Source organism: Caulobacter sp. AP07 (assembly GCF_000281955.1).
In the GTDB taxonomy this organism is placed as follows: domain Bacteria; phylum Pseudomonadota; class Alphaproteobacteria; order Caulobacterales; family Caulobacteraceae; genus Caulobacter.
Genome location: NZ_AKKF01000167.1, coordinates 55702 through 74239 on the forward strand (window position 1 = coordinate 55702; position 18538 = coordinate 74239).

Here is an 18538-nt window from a genome sequence, read left to right on the forward strand (position 1 = left end):
GCCGGTCGCGTCCCCGCCTGAGGTTATGGTCCGCGGCGTCCGCGGCCGCCTAGGGTTCAGGCATGACGGTCGTCATGGCGCTCGGCCCGCGCGGGCGGGTCTTGGTCGACATGCGCGCCGACCCGGGCAAGCCGGTGGGCCAGGATTTGAGAGGCGTCGATGCGACACCAGAGGACCCCAGCACGAGAAGTGACCGACGCCGCCCAACTGTCCGCGGCGGTGCACGGCGGGGCCGCGGACATCGTGATCCGAGGGGTGATCGGCTGTCGCGGGCCCCTCGGCCTTGGTCCCGGTCAAAGCTTGCGCGGCGCCGACGACGAGGCGGCCCTGATGTTCCGACGCGGCGGCCTGGTTCTGACGCGCAACAACCGCATCGCCAACTTGAGCCTGCGCAGCGGCCCGCACGATCTGGCCGTGTCCCTCGAAGCGGGACCGGAGGACCGCGGGACCTTGGATCTGGCCGATCTCAGGATCGAAGGGCGCGTCCAACTGATCTTCGGGCTGCGCGCCAACCAAGGCCGCGTGCGCATCACCCGCGTGGCGCTGACCGCGGCCGACGCCACCGGTGAAGCCGATCGCCCCTGGGGCAATGGCGTGGAGGTGGTGCTCGGCGCCATGACGATCTGGAACCGCGCCACGGCGCGCTCCTGCATCGACCTGGAGATCGACGGCCTGGCGCTGGGCGCCCCTCAAGCGCCGGTCCGGGGCACGGGACTGTTCATCGCCGGGGCCGGCGACGGCGCCGGCGGCGTGGTCAGGGCGGGAGCCTTGTCCGTCGGCCCCGTCTACGCCGACAGCGGGCTGCCGCCGGGCACGACCCATGCCGCCGCCGGCGGCGTCTTCATCCTGACCGACGCAGAGGTCGATCACCTGGCCTGCGCCGGGCCGTTGGTGACCCACGGCGCCAACGCCGTGCCGGTGGACAACTGGGGGCGCACGCGCCTGTGGACGGTGACCGGCGACGTGATCTCGCATGGCCCCAGCGCGATCGGGGTGATCAACGCCGGACACCTGGGGCGCCTGGAGATCCAGGGTCGGGTCGAGACCTTCGGCCAGGGCGCGCGCGGATGCTCCATCTATGGACCGACGGGCGCGCTGCGGCTGGGGGCGCTGCGCACCCACGGCGCCGCCGCGACTGGGGTGCAGATCGTCGATCGGCTCGAGAGTTTGGAGATCCTCGACCATCTGACCAGTTCCGGCGATCCTGGCGAAGGCCTGGTCAAGGGCGTCATGGTGCCGATGCCGGCGGACGGCGTTCATATCGAGACCAGCGGGGACCTGGGTCGGCTGTCGGTGGGACGCTACGCCGTCACCGGACGGGACGCCCTGGCGGTCCGCAACGACGGCCGACTGGGCGATCACGGCGCGGGCTGACCGCGAGCGCCGCAGCGTCCTGAACACCTAGGGCTGATCGACATTCAGCGCTTGGGCCGCTCAGTCAGTGAAGCATGCTCCTTGTCCATTATCCCTCGAAATGACGAGGATACACCCTTCCAGACAATCTCCGCCGGCCGGTGCCGAGAGCGAACAGGGTGAACATATGTTCGAGGTCGATCGTCGCCGCGAGTTCAATTCGAGAATCATTCTCATTTAAATTGAGATTCAGTCTCATTCGCTGTAGGGGCGGCCTTCTAGGTCGGTAACTACGGAGTCGGGCTGTGGGTATAGGTAGGGCGTCGGCGATTTCCATGGCGGTGCTGGTCAGCGTTGCGAGCCTTGGCGGGTTCGGTTCCGCCTGGGCGAACGAAACGCCGGCGGCGACGGCGGAAGCGGACGATCCGTTCCTGGTCATCGTCACGGCCCGGGCCCGCCAGCTCTATCGGGCCAATGAAACCACCAGCGGCAAGCTGGCGACCGCGCCGCTGGACTCCAGCCTCAACATCCAGGTGCTCAACGCCGAACTGATCCGCGACCAGGGCGCGCGGGACGCCCAGGACCTCTATCGCAACATCGCCGGCGTCAGCCTATTCTCCTATGCCGGCGTGACGGCGCGAGGCTTCCGCCAGGAGGAGATCTTCTTCGATGGCCTGCGCGGCGACCCCTATGTCGCCTTCTCGGTGCCGCAGCTGTTCAATGTCGAGCGGCTGGAGTTCCTGAAGGGCCCGGCGGGCATGCTGTACGGTCCCGGCGCGCCGGGCGGCCTGTTCAACTACATCACCAAGACGCCGAAGACGGAATTCTCGGCGCGGGCCACCGCGGTGGTTGGAACCGAGGCGCGCACGGGCGGTTCGGTCGAGGTCGAGGGCTTCCTGCCGGGCGACAACGCGCCGGCCACGCGCCTGGGCGTGTTCTACGAGGACCGCAACACCCCGCGCCGCAATTCCGGCAGCGAGGTGCTGATCCTCGACGGTGGGGTCAAGACCAACCTCGGCCCGGCGGCCCTGACGCTGCAGGCCACGCGCTACGAGCAGAACCTGCAGGGCAACCGCCTGCGCGGCGTGTCGACCGACAACCTGGGCCGCTTCCTCACCGACCGGCGCTGGAACCACAACGAGAAGAGCGACTTCCTCGACCTGACGGCCAATGTGCTGCAGGCGCGGGTGGAATGGCCCGTCACCGAAAGCCTGAAGGTCGACGCCGGCCTGCGTTATTCGGAGAGCCTGGAGCGCCAGCAGTATCACGAGCCACGCGGCCTGACCGACAACAACCGCGACGGCGTGCCGGACCTGTCGCGCCGCGAGTTCCGCGACCAGGAGCGCGACCTGGATCAGCTGAGCTTCGGCGCCAACGCCGTCTGGTCGCGCGACCTCGGCGCGGTCCGCAACCGGGTGCTGGTCGGGGTCGACGCCTACCGGAGCGAGCTGGTCAACAACAACCGCCCCTCGCTGCTGGGCGGCTTCACCGTCGTGGCCGGCCTGCCGGCGCCGCTCAGCCTGACCAATCCGGTCTATGGCGTGACCGATCCCAAGACCTACAACCTCGGGGCCCGGGTCCGCACCTCGGCCATCCAGGAGCGGGTCGGCGCCTACCTGCTGGAAGAAGCGACGATCGGGCCGTTCATCGCCACGGCCGGCGTGCGCTTCGACCGCTACGAGGACGAGTCCGCCGCCGCCACCTTCGAGGACGAGAAGGCGACCTGGCGCGCCGGCCTGGTCTGGCGGGCCCGTCCCGACGTGTCGGTCTATGGTCAGTGGGCTCAGAGCTATGAGCCGCAGGGCGTCTCCAGCCAGGACCCCCTGGCCGGCGGTCCGTTCGCGCCCACCGAGGGCGAAGTCCTGGAGGGCGGCGTCAAGACCGAGCTGCTGGGCGGCCGCCTGCAGACCACCTTGGCGATCTATGAGATCGTCCGGACCAACATCCTGCAGAGCGACCCGCGGGGCGACGTCAACGGCGACGGCGTCAACGACATGGTCGCGTTCGGCGAGGTCACCAGCAAGGGCGCCGAGTTCGACCTGGCCGCCGATCTGACCAACAACTGGGTGCTGACGGCCTCCTACGCCTACAACGACACCCGCATCACCAAGACCAACGGCGCGACGGTGATCACCAACAGCGTCGGCGAGCGCTTCGCCAACGCCCCCGAGCACAAGGCCGGCTTCTGGACCCGCTACCAGTTCCCCGAGCTTGGCCTGGCCCTGGCCCTGGGCGGCGACTATGTCGACGTCCGCACCTCGATCAGCGGCCAGAAGGTGCGGCCCTATACGGTGTTCGACGCCTCGGTCATCTACAAGGTCGGGCCGTGGTCGACCCTGCTGCGGGTCGACAACCTGTTCGACGAAACCTACGCCGCCTCCGGCTTCATCGACCGCACCGGCCACTTCCCCGGCGAGCCGCGTTCGGTGTTCCTGGAAGTCTCGCGGGAATGGTGAGCGTCGAGCGCGCGCGGGCGGCGGCGGCGCCCAGGCGCGCGGCCAAGGCCAAGGGCGCCCGCCTCTGGTGGCGGGTCCACCAGTGGGCGGGACTGAAGCTGTCGATCATCCTGGGCTTCGTCTTCCTGACGGGCACGATCGCGGTGTTCAGCAACGAGATCGACTGGATGCTGCGGCCGGCCATGCGGGTCGATCCGGCGACGGTCGAGGGGCCGGTCGCCTGGTCGGCCGCCGCCCGCAATGTCGCGGCCCTGCACCCCCAGGCCAGGATCCTGCTCATCGAGGCGCCGATCGATCGTGGCTTCGCGACGATCGCGACGATCCAGAAGCCGGACGGGCGGCGCGGGTTCGTCTATCTGCACCCCTCGACGGGCGCGGTGCGGGGCGAGGGGCCGTGGGTCGGCGCCCAGCGCATCCTGCGAAACATGCACCGACACCTGAACCTGCCGACCAAGATCGGGGTGCCGATCGTCTCGGCCCTGTCGATCCTGCTGCTGATCAGCGTGGCGACGTCCTTCGTCGTCTACAAGAAATGGTGGCGGGGCTTGTTCCGGCCGATCCGCTGGCGCGACGCCCGCACGGCCATGGGCGACCTGCATCGCCTGGCCGGGTTGTGGAGCCTGTGGTTCGTGGCCCTGATCGGCGCGACCGGCCTCTGGTACCTGGCCGAGAGCACGGTGGCCAAGGCCCCGCCCGCGCCGCGCGCCAAGGCCGCCGCCGTCAAGCTCGACACCCGCGAGCTCGCCGACCGGCTGGAGGCCAACCTGACGGCCGCGCGGGCGGCCTATCCGGGGCTGCGGATCCAGCGCATCGTCTTCCCGGCCGGCAAGGTCGGCGCCTTCCAGTTCCAGGGACAGCACAGGGCCGTTCTGGTTCGCGAACGGGCCAATGTCGCCTGGACCAACGCGGCGACCGGCGCGGTCGTGCTGCTGACCGACGGCCGCGAACTGACGGCGCACCAGCGCCTGTCCGAAATGGCCGACCCCCTGCACTTCGGCACGTTCGGCGGGGTCTGGACCAAGCTGATCTGGTTCGTCTTCGGCCTGGTCCTGACAGGCGTGGCGGTGTCGGGCGTGGCGGTCTACGCCCTGCGGCTGTCGCGCGAAGGGCGGGCCTCGGCCGTCTGGGCGACGGCCTGGCGCGGCATGGGTCCCTGGCGCTGGCCCGCCCTGGTCGGCGTCGGCATCGCCCTGGCGCTGCTACCGACGCTGTTCCGGGCGGCCGGCGGGGACTAGACGCCGAGGCCTACCGAACGTCCATAGAGGGGCGGCTCGCCATGGTCGCTCGCCCAACCATGCCAGGCACAGACATTCCTCTGGTCGGTTCGAGGTTGAATTCGTCGCTGGCAACCTGACTGCAAGCGGTCTTTCAGGTCGCCACCGCCAGGGATTGTCGGCCCCGGTGAATTCCCGCCCTTGTCGCGGGCACGGGGTTCCCCAAGGGCGGGAATGACGGCTGAATTGGGGAATCACACCTGAATGTCGATACCTCCTAGACCTCGCCGTCGCAGACCAGGATCTGTTCGCTGCCGATCACGAAACCCGATTCCTCGATATGACCGCGAACGGCCGGATCGTAGATCATGTCGTGCACCGCGCGCGGCGTGGTCGTCCGCACGGCGTAGACCGCCGCCTGCTCGCCGATCACGGGGTGGCGAAAGACATCCTCGATGCCCGCCGCGGCGCGGGCCTGGCTGTGCTGGTCGAAGCGCTCCGCCCAATGGGCGAAGGGCTTGGACAGACTCAGTTTGACCACCAGCAAGAATTTCATCCGTAGCTCCAAGAGCAGATCCCCCGCGCGGGGGTCATAGGGTTCAGGATTTGGCCGCTGGCGCCCAACCGACGCCATCCCGCGGCCGTTGGCCGATCGCCGCGCCGTCTATCCGGCGACGGCGGTCTTCGCCAATCTCTGGACATAGACGAACAGCAGGCTGGCGATCGCCGAGCCGACGAAGACCGCGGCGCCGACCACCTCGATGCCGGCGACCCGCTCGAGATAGCCGCCCAGGACGGGACTGACGGCGCCGGTGAAATAGAAGATCCCGCCGACATAGGACACGCCCCGGCCGCTGGTGTCCAAGGCCGCCGCCGCGCCGAACACATAGGGCAGGACGAAGTAGAGCGCCGCGAGGTTGGCGCAGGTCGCCACCCGAAAGCCCGCCGCCGAGGGATGCGAGGCCAGCATCGAAATCCCGATCGTCATGATGGCCAGGGCCGCCAGGACCGGAGCGAGGCGCCCGAACCTGACGCCGATCAGGCCGCCGATGGCGCTGCCAGCGATGGCCGCGACGATGGCCAGGGAGATGGCGCCGTCGACCTGGGCGACCGACAGTCCGGCCTGGCCGCCGATAATGCCGTAGAAGGCCCAAAGGGTTCCGCTGGAGATCCCCACGATGAGGGTGATCGCCATCAAGGCCACCAGCGCGGGGCCCACGACGAGCGGTCCGACGGGCGCGCCTACAGCCTGTTCGGGATTGGCGGCGGGGGGGCGGAGCTTCGGCAGCAGGGCCATGGCGACGCTGAGCGCGAGCAGGGCCAGCAAGATCGCCGCGTAGGGATCGGTCACCGAAACGCCGTGCAGAAGCGGCGCCAGCCCCACGATCAGGGCCCCGAAGATCAGATTGACGACATTGATGCGGGCGAAGGCCTTGTCGGGGTCGTCAAACCCGGCGACCACTCGGTTGGAGACCACCAGGGCGGCCCCCACCCCGGCGCCGGCCAGGCAGCGGGCGATCAGCAACGGGACGAACTGGTGCAGGCCCAGGGTCGCGATCGAGGCGATGATCGCCAGGCCCATCCCCAGCAGCCCGGTCTTGCGAAATTCCCAATGGGGCGCGAACCGGACGATCAGGGCCGAGGTGGCGGCCAGCGCGGCCATCTCGGCGGAAACCAGCAATCCGGCCAGCGGTGCGGAGAGACTGGCGTTGGTGATCAGATAGCCGATCAGGATTGGCTGCATCCACCACGTGGCGTTGGCGGCGCAAGCGCCAGCCGCGGCGGCGGCGAATCGGCGCATGTCCCCGCGCCCTCGCACCATGTTGTTCAACGCTTTCCCCTCCTGACGGCCTAAAAACCATGTCAAAAGCGCGACTGTCGCAATCTACCCCCAAAAGGGGATAGCCCGGCCAGGCGAGCGCGCATCAGGCGCGGAAGGCGACGGGCGAGCCGTCGCTGAAACGCTGGTGTTGGAAGGCCGACAGGTCGATCGCCGGCCTTTGGCCCGTCACCAGGTCCGCCAGGGCCTCGCCCGCCGCGGGGGCCATGGTCAGGCCGTAATAGAAGCCCGTGCCCAGATAGAGCCCGGGCGTCTGGGTCACCGCCGAAATAATCGGCATATTGTCCAGCGTCGTGCTGATCACCCCGCCCCAGGCTTCGACGATGCGGGCCGGGGCGAAGACCGGATACTTGGCTTTCAGGGCCACGGCCACCGCGTCCAGCAGGCTTCGACGAACCTCCGGGGTCAGGATGCGGTTACGTTCGAACGGTGAAGGCGCGTCGAGCGCCCAGTGGGCCGGCGCGGTGAGCTGGTCCAGAAAGGTCGAACCGTTGAAGACCGGAAGGACCTCCCCCCACATGCGCCGCATGGCCGGCAGCAGCCGGGGACTGTTGGCCAGCAGCGCCGGGGTGATCGGCGCCACGCCGGTGATCGCCGCCAAGGTGTAGCCGCCGTCGATCTGCGGTCGCCAGCAATAGTCGGGGCCCCAGGCCGAGACCGCGGGACCGTCGCGCACGCCGGCCATTCGGGCGACCGAGGCGTGCGCGTCGAACTGGCCCAGGTCCAGGCCAAGGCTGCGCGCCATCAGCGGCGACCATGCGCCGCCGGCCAGGATGACGGCCTGGGCGGCGATCGGTCCGCGCTCGGTCACCACGCCGCTGACTCGCCCCGCCGCGGTCTGCAGGCCCCGGACCGCGCAGTTCTGCAGGATCACCGCTCCGTGGCGGCGCGCGGCGTCGGCCAGGCTCGGCGCGAACAGGGTCGGCTCGGCCGACCCGTCGCTGGGCTGGAACATCGCCCCGGCCCAGCGCCGGCCGCTCCTGGGCAGCAAACCGTCCAACTGGGATCCTGAGATGATCCTGGCGTCGACGCCGGGCGCGCCCTTGACGCTGGCCAGCCAGGCCTGGGCTTCGGCGAGCGCCGCCTGCGTCTCGAAGACGCTGACCAGACCGGTTTGGCGATATCCGGTTTCGGCCGCGACCCGCTGGTTCAGGGTCCGCCAAAGGGCTTTGGACCGTCCGATGATCTCCATCTTGGCCGGGTCGAGAAACTGGCTGTCAACATAGCCCACCGAACGACCGGACGCCTCGCCGGCGATCACGCCCTTTTCGCAGATCGCCACGCGCAGGCCGCGCTCGGCCAGGGTCAGCCCCGCGGCGCAGCCGATATTGCCGCCGCCGATCACCACGACATCGACCACGGCGGGCGCCGCCGCGTCGCTGCGCACGCTTCTGGCCCGGCCGACGCCGGGCTTGACGATCGCCCCGCCCGGCTTGTGCAGGCCCAGCCCGCGCCACGACCCGACCGCCGCGGCGGCCGAGGCCGCGCCGATGACCAGCGCCCCGCGTCGGGAGATCTTCATGGCAGCGCTCCTTTTTGGCGACCCGGCGCCGAACCGTTCGCCCCTGGGGGCCGTTCTCGGTGAGGCTCACGGGCCCAGGATCGACTGTGGCGCCGCGCGACCGCGCGCCCGATACCCCAAAGAGGGGAGCCGCGCCGCCGCCGGCCGCCGAGCGCGCCGGAGGTGAGTATACCCGCCGGAGGGTATGGAGGCCGTGGGCCGCCGCCCCCATGATCGCCGTCCAAATATGGGGATCGGCCATGACCAGGAAGACCGGGCTCGTCTGGCACGAGACCTTCATGTGGCACCAGCAGGGGAAATATTCGGGCCTGCTCCCCGGCGTCTATCCGGTCCAACCGGGCAGCCACGTGGAGGGACCCGAGCCCAAGCGGCGCATCAAGAATCTGCTCGACGCCACGGGCATGACCGCAAAGCTCTCGGTGATCGAGCCAAGGCCGGCGACGGACATCGAGCTGGAGCGGGCCCATTCCAAGGCCTATCTGGCCCAACTGGCGCACGACAACGCCTTGCCCGAAGCCAGCGCCGGGTTCGACGCGCCCTTTTCGCGCGGCAGCGTCGACCTGGCCCGGCTGGCGGCGGGCGGCGTCATCCTGGCGGCCGAGCGCGTCGCCTCCGGCGCGTTGGACAACGCCTACGCCCTGGTGCGTCCGATCGGACATCACGCCGAGGCGGCCGAAGGCAAGGGTTTTTGCCTGATCAACAACGCCGCGGTCGCCGCGGCCCATCTGCTGGCCACGACCGACATTCGTCGCATCGCCTTCGTGGACGTTGACGTCCACCACGGCAACGGCGCGGAGAATATCTTCTGGCGCGATCCGCGCGTGCTGACGATCTCGATCCATCAGGAGCGATGGTTTCCGCCCGACACCGGCGACGTCGCCAGCATCGGCGCCGGGTCCGGCGAGCACTTCAACATCAATGTTCCCCTGCCCGCCGGCTGCGGTCACGGCGCCTACGAGGCGGCGTTCGAGCAGGTCGTCCTGCCGGCCCTGGAGCTCTACCGCCCGGAGTTCATCTTCGTACCGTTCGGCTACGACGCCGGAGCCCAAGATCCCCTGGGCCGGATGATCGTTTCATCGAACGGCTTTCGCGCCATGGCCCAGCGTCTGGTCGAGGTCGCCGATCGCCACGCCGGCGGCCGGCTCGTGGCGACGCAGGAGGGTGGCTACAACGAGTCCACCACCCCGTTCATGGCCCTGGCCGTCATCGAGGCCCTGGCCGGCCAGTCGAGCGGCGTCGACGACCCCTACGCGCCGATCATGGACGGCATGTTTGGGCACGACCTTCTCGATCATCAGCAGGCGGCGATCGACCGGGCCAAATCCTTGCTGGCCGGGTTGCGGGACGCCGTCGGCAAGTCCTGAGCGACCTGGGCCGGCGTCTTCGGCCGGTTCGGGGGCTTCAACACCAAGATCCCCGAGCAACGGGGGACCGTTCAACAAGGGAGGCCCCCGTGGCGCCGACATTCACCAAGGATCTGTTCACGGCCGAGGCGCTGCGAGATCCCTTCCCGCTCTACCGCGAGATTCGCGATCTTGGACCGGTTGTGAAGCTGGAGGATCCCGACGTCTACGCGCTGGCGCGTTTCGAGGACGTTCAGCGGGCCTTGCGAACGCCGGAGATCCTGGTGTCGGGCCGAGGGGTCGGGTTCAACGACATCTCCAACAGCCGGCCGCCGACGATCATCAATTCCGACGGCGAGCGGCACCGGCGTGTCCGGGCCCCGATGGCCAAACAGATCATGCCCGCCGAACTCAAACAGCACCGGGCCCAACTGCGCGAATGCATAGCCGCGCAGATCGCCCTGGTTCGTGACGGCGGGTGGGTCGACGGCGTCCGGGCCGTGGCGCAGCATCTGCCGTTGACGGCGATCTCCCACATGGTGGGTCTGCCCGAAGCTGGTCGGGACAACATGCTTCGCTGGGCGTCCGCGGCCTTCAACGTCGTGGGCCCCCGGCTGGACAATCTCGCGACCGACCTGGCGGTCATGGCCGAAGCCCGCCAGTACATGCTCGACGTCGACCCGGCCGACCTTGGCCAGGGCAGTTGGGCGGCCTATCTGTTCGAGGCGGCCCAGGCCGGCAAGCTGTCCCTTGAGGAAGCCCGCGGGGCCCTGTCCGGCTTCATCATCCCCAGCCTGGACACCACGATCTACGCCCAGGGCAATCTGCTCTACAATCTTGGCGCCCATCGCGACCAATGGGACGCCCTCAAGCGCAACCCCGACCTGATCGGCAACGCGGTCGTCGAGAGCGTCCGTCACAGCGCGGTCGTGCGCTGGTTCTCGCGCGTCGCGGCCAAGGACTATGCGGTGGGCGAGGTGATCGTCCCGGAAGGAGCCCGCGTGATGCTGATGTACGGATCGGCCAACCGCGACGAGCGCCGGTACGCCGAGCCCGACCGCTTTGACGTGACGCGCAGCGCCACCGACCAGTTGGGCTGGGGCACCGGACCCCACATGTGCGCCGGGATGCACCTGGCCAAGATGGAGATGGAGGTGCTCCTGGAGGTCCTCGTCGAACAGGTCGATTGGATCGAGGTCGGCGCCCCCACCATCGGCGTCAGTCAAGGCCTCTATGGCTATGACGCGTTGCCGCTTCGCCTCCATTGACGGCCGGAGCGGCCCGTTTGGGGCGCGACGGCCCCCTGCCCGTCTTCATCGGGAGGGCCTTCGACCCGCCGCGCGCCCGGGATCCGCTCATGAATTCCAAGCTCCATCCTTCCGCCGCCGCGGCGCTCCAGGGCCTCACGACGCGGGACGAGGTCGATGTGGCCAACCGGGCGAGGTTCGGTCAACGCGTCAGCGCCTGCTTGCGCCTAGAGAGGCGATTTCACCCCCACGCCGATTGCCATTTCGATACGGCGAGCCGCGCGCTTCAAGACCGGCAGCACTTCCCGCTCCAGCGCCGGGACGCTGCGACGCCCCGCATGACTGGATACGTTGATCGCCGCGACGACCCGGCCCGACCGCTCCCGCAGAGGCACCGCGATCGAAATCAGGCCAAGTTCCAACTCCTGGTCGGTCACCGCATAACCTCGGATCTTGATCGTTTTAAGCTCGTCCCGGAGCCGTTCGGGCTCGACGAGCGTATTGGGCGTGAGTCGCTCGAAGGGGGCGGCGGAGAGACGGCGCTCCACCTCCGCATCGGGAAGATCGGCCAGCATCACGCGCCCCATCGAACTGAACAGGGCGGGCAATCGGCTGCCGACATGGAGGCCCACCGTCATGATGCGATTGGCGGCGACACGGCTGACATAGACGATATCGTCTCCGTCCAGGACGCTCGCCGAGCAGCTTTCGCCAATCTGCCGCACGACCTCGGTCAGTTCGATCTGGGCTTGGTCCCAAAAGGCCAGGGTCGAAAGATAGGCGAAACCCAGATCCAGCACCTTGGGGGTCAGCCAGAAGTTCTTGCCGTCGGTGGCCGCATAGCCGTCGACGACAAAGGTCAGGAGGAAGCGCCGCGCGGCGGCTCGGGCCAAACCGGTGCGCGCGGCGACCTCCGTCAGCGTCATCCTCGGCGTATCGGCCTCGAAGGCCCTCAGGACGCCGAGGCCTCGCGACAGGGTCTGAGCGTAATCGCGCCGGTTTTGATCTTCGAAATCGCTCAGGGACAGCTCCATTTGTACGCTATGCGCACATTAGTGCGCATAGTTGACGTCGGTGCAAGTCCGCCGTTACATTCGGCCACGAGGGGCGCGCCAAGAATGTCCGCCGCGAGGAAACCCGTCGACGCCGACAAAGGCTGGTTTGCTGCCTTGCCAGGTCGCCCACGCTTGCGGCTCGACGACCGCTGAAGGCTTGATCCATGAGTTCAAAGATTTTCCAGAGCGCCGCCGCGGCCCTGGAGGGCGTCGTCTTCGACGGCATGACCTTGATGTCGGGAGGCTTTGGCCTGTCGGGCAATCCCGAGACCCTGATCCCGGCCTTGAAGGACACCGGCGTGAAGGGTCTGACCGTGATCAGCAACAACTGCGGGGCCGATGGCTTTGGCCTGTGGATGCTGCTGAACAACGGCCAGATCCGGAAGATGATCTCCAGCTATGTTGGCGAGAACAAGTTGTTCGAGCAGCTCTATCTGTCGGGCGAGCTGGAACTGGAGCTGAACCCGCAGGGCACTCTGGCCGAGCGCATCCGGGCCGGCGGCGCCGGCATCCCGGCCTTCTATACCAAGACCGGCGTCGGCACGGTGGTGGCCGAGGGCAAGCCAGTCGAAGAGTTCGAGGGCGAGGACTACGTCCGCGAGACCTGGCTGCGCGCCGACCTCGCCATCATCAAGGCCTGGAAGGCCGATCCGGAGGGCAATCTGATGTTCCGGATGACGGCCCGCAACTTCAATCCCGTGATGGCCACGGCCGGCAAGGTCACCATCGTCGAGGTCGAGGAGATCGTCGAGGCGGGCGAGCTGGACGCCAATGCGATCCATACGCCGGGCATCTATGTCGACCGCATCATCCTCTCGACGATCAACGAGAAGCGCATCGAGAAGCTGACCACCCGCCCGCGTGAAACGGAGGCGCTCTGATGGCCTGGACCCGCGACGAGATGGCGGCCCGCGCCGCCCGCGAGCTGCAGGACGGCTTCTACGTGAACCTGGGCATCGGCATCCCGACCCTGGTGGCCAACCACATCCCGGACGGCGTGCACGTCACCCTGCAGAGCGAGAACGGCATGCTGGGCATGGGCCCCTTCCCCTATGAAGGCGAGGCCGATCCCGACCTGATCAACGCCGGCAAACAGACCATCACCAAGCTGCCGACCTCCAGCTTCTTCGACAGCGCCCAGAGCTTCGCCATGATCCGTGGCGGCCACATCGACCTGACGGTGCTGGGCGCGATGGAGGTCGCCCAGAACGGCGACATCGCCAACTGGACGATCCCCGGCAAGATGGTCAAGGGCATGGGCGGGGCCATGGACCTCGTCGCCGGCGTCAAGCGCGTGATCGTGGTCATGGACCATGCCAACAAGGCCGGCCAGAGCAAGGTCCTGAAGCGCTGCGCCTTGCCTCTGACTGGAGCGGCTTGCGTCGACATGGTCATCACCGACCTCTGCGTATTCGACCTGGACCGCAAGGGCGGCGGCCTCACCCTCATCGCGTTGGCGCCGGGCGTCACGCTGGACGAGGTCCGGGCCAAGACCCAGGCCGATTTCAACGCGGGAGCCCTCGCATGACCGCCGCCTATATCTGCGACGGGATCCGCACCCCCTTCGGCCGCTACGGCGGGGCCCTGGCCAGGGTGCGGGCCGACGACCTGGCGGCGATCCCGATCAAGGCCCTGAGGGCCCGCCATCCTGATCTCGACTGGAGCGCCGTGGACGAGGTCGTGCTCGGCTGCGCCAACCAAGCCGGCGAGGACAACCGCAACGTCGCCCGCATGGCCCTGCTGTTGGCTGGTCTGCCCGAGACCGTGCCGGGTGTGACCGTAAATCGCCTCTGTGCTTCGGGCCTGGAGGCGGTCGGCTACGCCGCCCGCGCGATCGCCTCGGGCCACAACGACCTCGTGATCGCCGGCGGCGTCGAGAGCATGAGCCGCGCGCCGTTCGTGATGGGCAAGGCCGACAGCGCCTTCTCGCGCAACGCCGAGATCTTCGACACCACCATCGGCTGGCGGTTCGTCAATCCGCGCATGCGGGCGGCCTATGGCGTCGACGCCATGCCCGAGACCGCTGAGAACGTCGCCGACGACTTTGGGATCAGTCGCGAGGACCAGGACGCCTTCGCCCTGCGCAGCCAGCAGCGCGCTCGGATCGCCATCGAGGCCGGCTTCTTCGAAGGCGAGATCGTCACGGTCGAGGTCCCTGGCAAGGGCGGAGCGACCTTCGTCGACCGCGATGAACACCCGCGCGCCGCCACCTTGGAGACGCTCGCCAAGCTCAAGCCGGTGGTCCGCGAGGGCGGCACGGTGACCGCCGGCAACGCCTCGGGCGTCAACGACGGCGCGGTGGCCCTGGTCATCGCCTCCGAGGACGCCGTCAAGCGCCATGGCCTGACGCCCCGCGCCCGCATCACCGGCTACGCCACGGCCGGGGTCGCGCCGCGCGTGATGGGCGTCGGCCCGGTCCCGGCGGTCCGTAAGCTGCTGGCCAAGACCGGCCTTGCCATCGGCGACTTCGACACCGTCGAGCTCAACGAAGCCTTCGCCGCCCAGAGCCTGGCGGTCCTCCGTCAGCTAGGCCTGCCCGACGACGGCGCCCACGTGAACCCGAACGGCGGCGCGATCGCGCTGGGCCATCCGCTGGGCGCGTCCGGCGCCCGCCTGGTGCTGACCGCTCTGCGCCAGCTGGAGGCGACCGGCGGCCGGCGCGGCCTGGCCACCCTCTGCATCGGCGTCGGCCAGGGCGCGGCCCTGGCCTTCGAGCGCGTCTAGGAGGGCGCGATGACCTTGATCCTGCCCTATGCCCGAGAAGACGCCGGCCAGCCGCCGTCGCTGCATCCGCCCTATGTTTCCACCGTGCCGCGCTCGCCCCGCCAGCCGTTGGTGCGCATCCCCCAGACCCTGACCGAGCTGACGGGCCCGGCCGGCTGCTGGGACAACCTGATGGGCGAGTCCCTGTTCGACTTGACCGATCAGCACCTTGCGCGCCCCCTAGGGCAGCGGATCGTCGTCGCCGGGCGGGTGCTCGATGAGCAGGGCCGCCCGGTCCGGGGCACGGTGATGGAGATCTGGCAGGCCAACGCCGCCGGCCGCTACATCCACAAGAAAGACCAGTGGGACGCCCCGCACGACCCCAATTTCACCGGCGCGGGCCGCGTCATCACCGACGACGAGGGCCGATACAGGTTCGTGACCGTACGGCCCGGGGCCTATCCGTGGGGCAACCACCACAACGCCTGGCGCCCTTCCCACATCCACCTGTCGCTGCTGGGCCCGGCCTTCGCCACGCGCCTGGTCACCCAGATGTACTTCCCCGACGATCCGCTGATCGAGATCGACCCGATCGCCAACGCCGTGCCCTCGCCCTACCGTCAGCGCCTGGTCTCGCGGTTCGACATCGAAACCACGCAGCCCGACTGGGCCCTGGGCTATCTGTTCGACGTGGTGCTTCGGGGCCGCGGCGCCACGCCGCTAGACCCAGAATATGGCGAGGACGACCATCATGACTGAGCAGGTCAATCCCGCTCCGCGCCTGGACAACCAGGACCCCGGCCTGTTTGGTCAGACTCCGTCCCAGACCGTTGGTCCGTTCTTCCACTACAGCCTACCGTGGAAGGGTGGCGCCGACCTGGTCGGCCAGTCCGACATGGGCGCGCGGCCTGAACTGTTCCCCGAGGATCATGACGTCCTCAATCTGTCGCCGCCGCGCGGCGCGATCCGCGGCGAGACGATCATCCTCGAGGGCGTGGTCTGCGACGCCGACGGCAAGCCCGTGCCCGACGCCATGATCGAGATCTGGCAGGCCAACGCCGCGGGCCGCTATGCCAGCCCCGACGACGACCGCACCGACATCCCGCTGGACGAGGGCTTCATCGGCTTTGGCCGCGCGGCGACCAGCGAGGAGGGCTTCTATCGCTTCAGGACCGTGCTGCCCGGCGCCGTCCCTGGTCCCGGCGACAGCCTGCAGGCCCCGCACATCGCCGTCGGCGTCTTTGCTCGCGGCGTTCTCAAACGCCTGGCGACGCGCGTCTATTTCGCGGGCCAGGACGCCAACGCGACCGATCCGATCTTGGCCCTGGTCCCGGCCGAACGCCGCCACACCCTGATCGCCCGCGAGGCGCCGGACAAGGATGGCGGCGTCTGGCGCTTCGACATCGTCTTGCAAGGCGAGGGCGAAACCGTCTTCTTCGACATCTGACGCTGGAATGGAGTCACCCGCCTTGTCCGCCTTGCTGCGCGACCGCCCCGCCTCGACGCCAGCCATGCTGGCGGCGTTCGGCGACGAGGCCCTGCTGCGCGCCGCCTTGAGCTTCGAAGCCGCCCTGGCCCGCGCCCAGGCCGATGTCGGCCTGATCCCGGCCTCGGCGGCCGAGACGATCGCGGCGGCGTGCGTGCGGCTTCCGGACGTCGAGGCCCTGGCCGAGGCCGCGGCCCATGCCGGGACCCTGGCGATCCCGCTGGTCGCGGTCATCCGTGAACGGATCGTAGATCCCGAGGTCGCCAAGCTGGTCCACAAGGGCGCGACCAGCCAGGACCTGGCCGACACCGCCCTGATGCTGCAGGCCAAGGCCGGCGCCGCTCTGATCGTCGAGGAGGCCCAGCGCCTCGCCGGCGCCCTGGCGATCCTGGCCGAAACCCACGCGGCCACGCCCATGCTGGGCCGCACCCTGCTGCAAGCCGCCCTGCCGATCACCTTCGGCCTCAAGGTCTCCGGCTGGCTGCAGGGCGTGGCCGGCGCCTTGGCGAGGTTCGAGCGGGAGACCTCGGCCATCCAACTGCAGTTGGGCGGCGCCGCCGGTTCCTTGGCCGGACTGGACGGTCGGGCGGCGGCGGTGACCGCGCGGCTGGCCGCCCTGCTCGACCTGCCGGCCGCCTCGACGCCCTGGCACGCGCGGCGCGAGGGTTTGGCGGGCCTGGCGTCCAGCCTGGCGATCCTGGTCGGCGCGGTCGGCAAGATCGCCGGTGACGTCGCCCTGCTGGCGCAAGGCGAGGTGGCCGAGGCGTTCGAACCGCGCGTTGAAGGCCGAGGCGGCTCCTCGGCCATGGCGCACAAGCGCAATCCGACCGGCTGCCAGGTCGCCCTGAGCGCCGCCCTCCGCGCCCCGCATCTGGCCGCCACGATCGTCGCCGCCTTGCCGCAAGCGCATGAGCGCGGCCTTGGCGGTTGGCAGGTCGAGGCGCCGGTGCTGGCCGACCTCTTCCAACTGACCCACGGCGCCCTGGCCGCCATGGCCCCGGTGATCGAAGGCCTCGAAGTCGACACCGACCGCATGGCCGCCAATCTCGCGGTGGCCGGCGTCGGCGCCGATACCGGCGAATCCGAAGCGCTGGTCGCCCGGGCGCTCGCCGTCTACCGAAAGGACCGCTGATGCCCTTCGCCACCTCGCACGGGGCCCGGATCTACTGGCGGGCGGACGGCGCGGCCGACAAGCCGGCCCTAGTGTTGCTGACTTCGATCGGCACGGACCTGTCGCTGTACGACCCGGTCGTCCCGCTGCTGACACCGGATTTCCGTGTGCTGCGCCTGGACACGCGTGGTCACGGCGCCTCCGACGCTCCGGCAGGCGACTACAGCCTCGATCTCCTGGCCTATGACGTGCTGGCGGTGATGGACGCGGCGCGGGTCGAGAAGGCCAGCCTGTGCGGCACCTCGCTGGGCGCCATGATCGCCATGGCCCTAGCGCCCAAGGCGCCCGAGCGGGTCGAGGCGTTGATCCTGGCCTGCACCTCGCCGGCCATGGACCCAGCCGTCTGGGATCAGCGCCTGGCCTTGATCCGCGCCGAAGGCCTCGCGGCCATCGTCGAGGCCGTGCTGGGCCGCTTCTTCTCCGACGGCTTCAGCGGCCAGCATCCCGAGATCATCGACACGGTGCGCGCCGGAATTCTGGCCCAGAGTCCCGACGGCTACTGCGGCTGCGGCGCGGCGATCCGCGACATGGCCCTGTTGGACGACCTGCCGGCCATCACCGCTCCAACCTTGGTGCTGACCGGCGCCAAGGACGCGGCGACGCCGTTCGAAGGCCACGGCGAGCGAATCGTCGCCGCCATCCCCGGCGCCCGCCACGCCGTGGTCGACGGCGCCCACCTGCCCAGCCTGGAGGCGCCGGCCGCCTTGGCTGACGCCGTGCGTGGCTTCCTGACCGAGGTGCTTCACGGAACCGCCGTGCGGGACGCCAAGGACGTCCTGTTCGAGGCCGGCCTCGTCACCCGACGCAAGGTCCTGGGCGAGGCCTGGGTCGACCGCTCACTGGCCAATCGCTCGGCCTTCACCGCCGACTACCAGGCGATGATCACCCGCTATGCCTGGAACGAGATCTGGGGGCGCCCGGGACTGGACCATCGCACCCGTCGGCTGCTGGTGCTGGCGATCTGCGCCAGCCTGGCCCGGTGGGAGGAGTTTCGCCTTCACGTCCAGGCTGGTCTCGAACAGGGCGGCTTCACCCAGGACGAGCTCAAGGAGGTGCTGATGCAGATCGCCATCTACGCCGGCGTGCCGGCGGCCAACACCGCCTTCACCGAGGCGGCCGAGATCATCGCGGCGCTGGAACGGCGCTAG

The 18538-nt window shown here is 69.3% G+C and carries 16 protein-coding genes; 12 read left to right on the plus strand and 4 right to left on the minus strand.

The window, feature by feature from the left end:
- Window positions 1–189: 189 nt before the first annotated feature.
- From PMI01_RS14565 to PMI01_RS14575, 3 genes are all read left to right on the plus strand, one after another.
- Window positions 190–1374, plus strand: coding sequence for a hypothetical protein (locus tag PMI01_RS14565; protein ID WP_035036308.1), 1185 nt, complete (start codon window positions 190–192; stop codon window positions 1372–1374).
- Between the two features lie 314 nt (window positions 1375–1688).
- Entirely contained in the window at window positions 1689–3809 is a 2121-nt protein-coding gene (locus PMI01_RS14570) for a TonB-dependent siderophore receptor (RefSeq protein WP_007670053.1), read from the plus strand.
- Entirely contained in the window at window positions 3803–5044 is a 1242-nt protein-coding gene (locus PMI01_RS14575) for a PepSY-associated TM helix domain-containing protein (RefSeq protein ID WP_007670054.1), read from the plus strand. The genes PMI01_RS14570 and PMI01_RS14575 overlap by 7 nt, the downstream gene beginning before the upstream one ends.
- A 256-nt stretch (window positions 5045–5300) precedes the next feature.
- Here the strand turns inward: PMI01_RS14575 and PMI01_RS14580 are convergent, their stop codons facing one another.
- The 3 genes from PMI01_RS14580 to PMI01_RS14590 all read right to left on the minus strand — a co-directional run bounded on the left by PMI01_RS14580 (window position 5301) and on the right by PMI01_RS14590 (window position 8385).
- Complete coding sequence (locus PMI01_RS14580) at window positions 5301–5579, minus strand: hypothetical protein (RefSeq protein WP_007670056.1); 279 nt, start codon at window positions 5577–5579, stop codon at window positions 5301–5303.
- A 108-nt stretch (window positions 5580–5687) separates the two neighbouring features.
- On the minus strand, window positions 5688–6824 hold the full coding sequence (locus PMI01_RS14585) for an MFS transporter (protein WP_035036310.1): 1137 nt from the start codon (window positions 6822–6824) through the stop codon (window positions 5688–5690).
- Between the two features lie 124 nt (window positions 6825–6948).
- Window positions 6949–8385, minus strand: a complete 1437-nt coding sequence (locus PMI01_RS14590; RefSeq protein ID WP_007670060.1) for an NAD(P)/FAD-dependent oxidoreductase — start codon at window positions 8383–8385, stop codon at window positions 6949–6951.
- 239 nt (window positions 8386–8624) lie between these two features.
- Here PMI01_RS14590 and PMI01_RS14595 point away from each other — a divergent pair, with 239 nt between their 5' ends.
- Entirely contained in the window at window positions 8625–9749 is a 1125-nt protein-coding gene (locus tag PMI01_RS14595; protein WP_007670063.1) for a class II histone deacetylase, read from the plus strand.
- A gap of 89 nt (window positions 9750–9838) precedes the next feature.
- On the plus strand, window positions 9839–10996 hold the full coding sequence (locus PMI01_RS14600) for a cytochrome P450 (protein ID WP_007670065.1): 1158 nt from the start codon (window positions 9839–9841) through the stop codon (window positions 10994–10996).
- 206 nt (window positions 10997–11202) lie between these two features.
- Here PMI01_RS14600 and PMI01_RS14605 read toward each other — a convergent pair whose 3' ends face one another.
- Entirely contained in the window at window positions 11203–12009 is an 807-nt protein-coding gene (locus tag PMI01_RS14605; protein ID WP_007670067.1) for an IclR family transcriptional regulator domain-containing protein, read from the minus strand.
- 185 nt (window positions 12010–12194) lie between these two features.
- Here PMI01_RS14605 and PMI01_RS14610 point away from each other — a divergent pair, with 185 nt between their 5' ends.
- Genes PMI01_RS14610 through pcaD form a run of 7 tightly spaced genes read left to right on the plus strand, consistent with a single transcriptional unit; the run spans window position 12195 to window position 18538 of the window.
- Complete coding sequence (locus tag PMI01_RS14610) at window positions 12195–12911, plus strand: CoA transferase subunit A (RefSeq protein WP_007670069.1); 717 nt, start codon at window positions 12195–12197, stop codon at window positions 12909–12911.
- A complete protein-coding gene (locus PMI01_RS14615) occupies window positions 12911–13558 on the plus strand; it encodes a CoA transferase subunit B (RefSeq protein WP_007670071.1) in 648 nt (215 codons plus the stop codon). The genes PMI01_RS14610 and PMI01_RS14615 overlap by 1 nt, the downstream gene beginning before the upstream one ends.
- Window positions 13555–14754, plus strand: coding sequence for a 3-oxoadipyl-CoA thiolase (pcaF, locus tag PMI01_RS14620; RefSeq protein ID WP_007670072.1), 1200 nt, complete (start codon window positions 13555–13557; stop codon window positions 14752–14754). Before PMI01_RS14615 ends, pcaF begins: the two co-directional genes overlap by 4 nt.
- Window positions 14755–14763: 9 nt before the next feature.
- On the plus strand, window positions 14764–15492 hold the full coding sequence (gene pcaH, locus PMI01_RS14625) for a protocatechuate 3,4-dioxygenase subunit beta (RefSeq protein ID WP_007670074.1): 729 nt from the start codon (window positions 14764–14766) through the stop codon (window positions 15490–15492).
- Window positions 15485–16180 carry a protocatechuate 3,4-dioxygenase subunit alpha gene (pcaG, locus tag PMI01_RS14630; RefSeq protein WP_007670077.1) on the plus strand — a complete coding sequence of 232 codons (696 nt, stop codon included), beginning with the start codon at window positions 15485–15487 and terminating at the stop codon, window positions 16178–16180. The genes pcaH and pcaG overlap by 8 nt, the downstream gene beginning before the upstream one ends.
- 22 nt (window positions 16181–16202) lie before the next feature.
- Window positions 16203–17351, plus strand: a complete 1149-nt coding sequence (gene pcaB, locus PMI01_RS14635) for a 3-carboxy-cis,cis-muconate cycloisomerase (RefSeq protein WP_007670080.1) — start codon at window positions 16203–16205, stop codon at window positions 17349–17351.
- Entirely contained in the window at window positions 17351–18538 is a 1188-nt protein-coding gene (gene pcaD, locus PMI01_RS14640) for a bifunctional 3-oxoadipate enol-lactonase/4-carboxymuconolactone decarboxylase PcaDC (protein ID WP_007670083.1), read from the plus strand. The genes pcaB and pcaD overlap by 1 nt, the downstream gene beginning before the upstream one ends.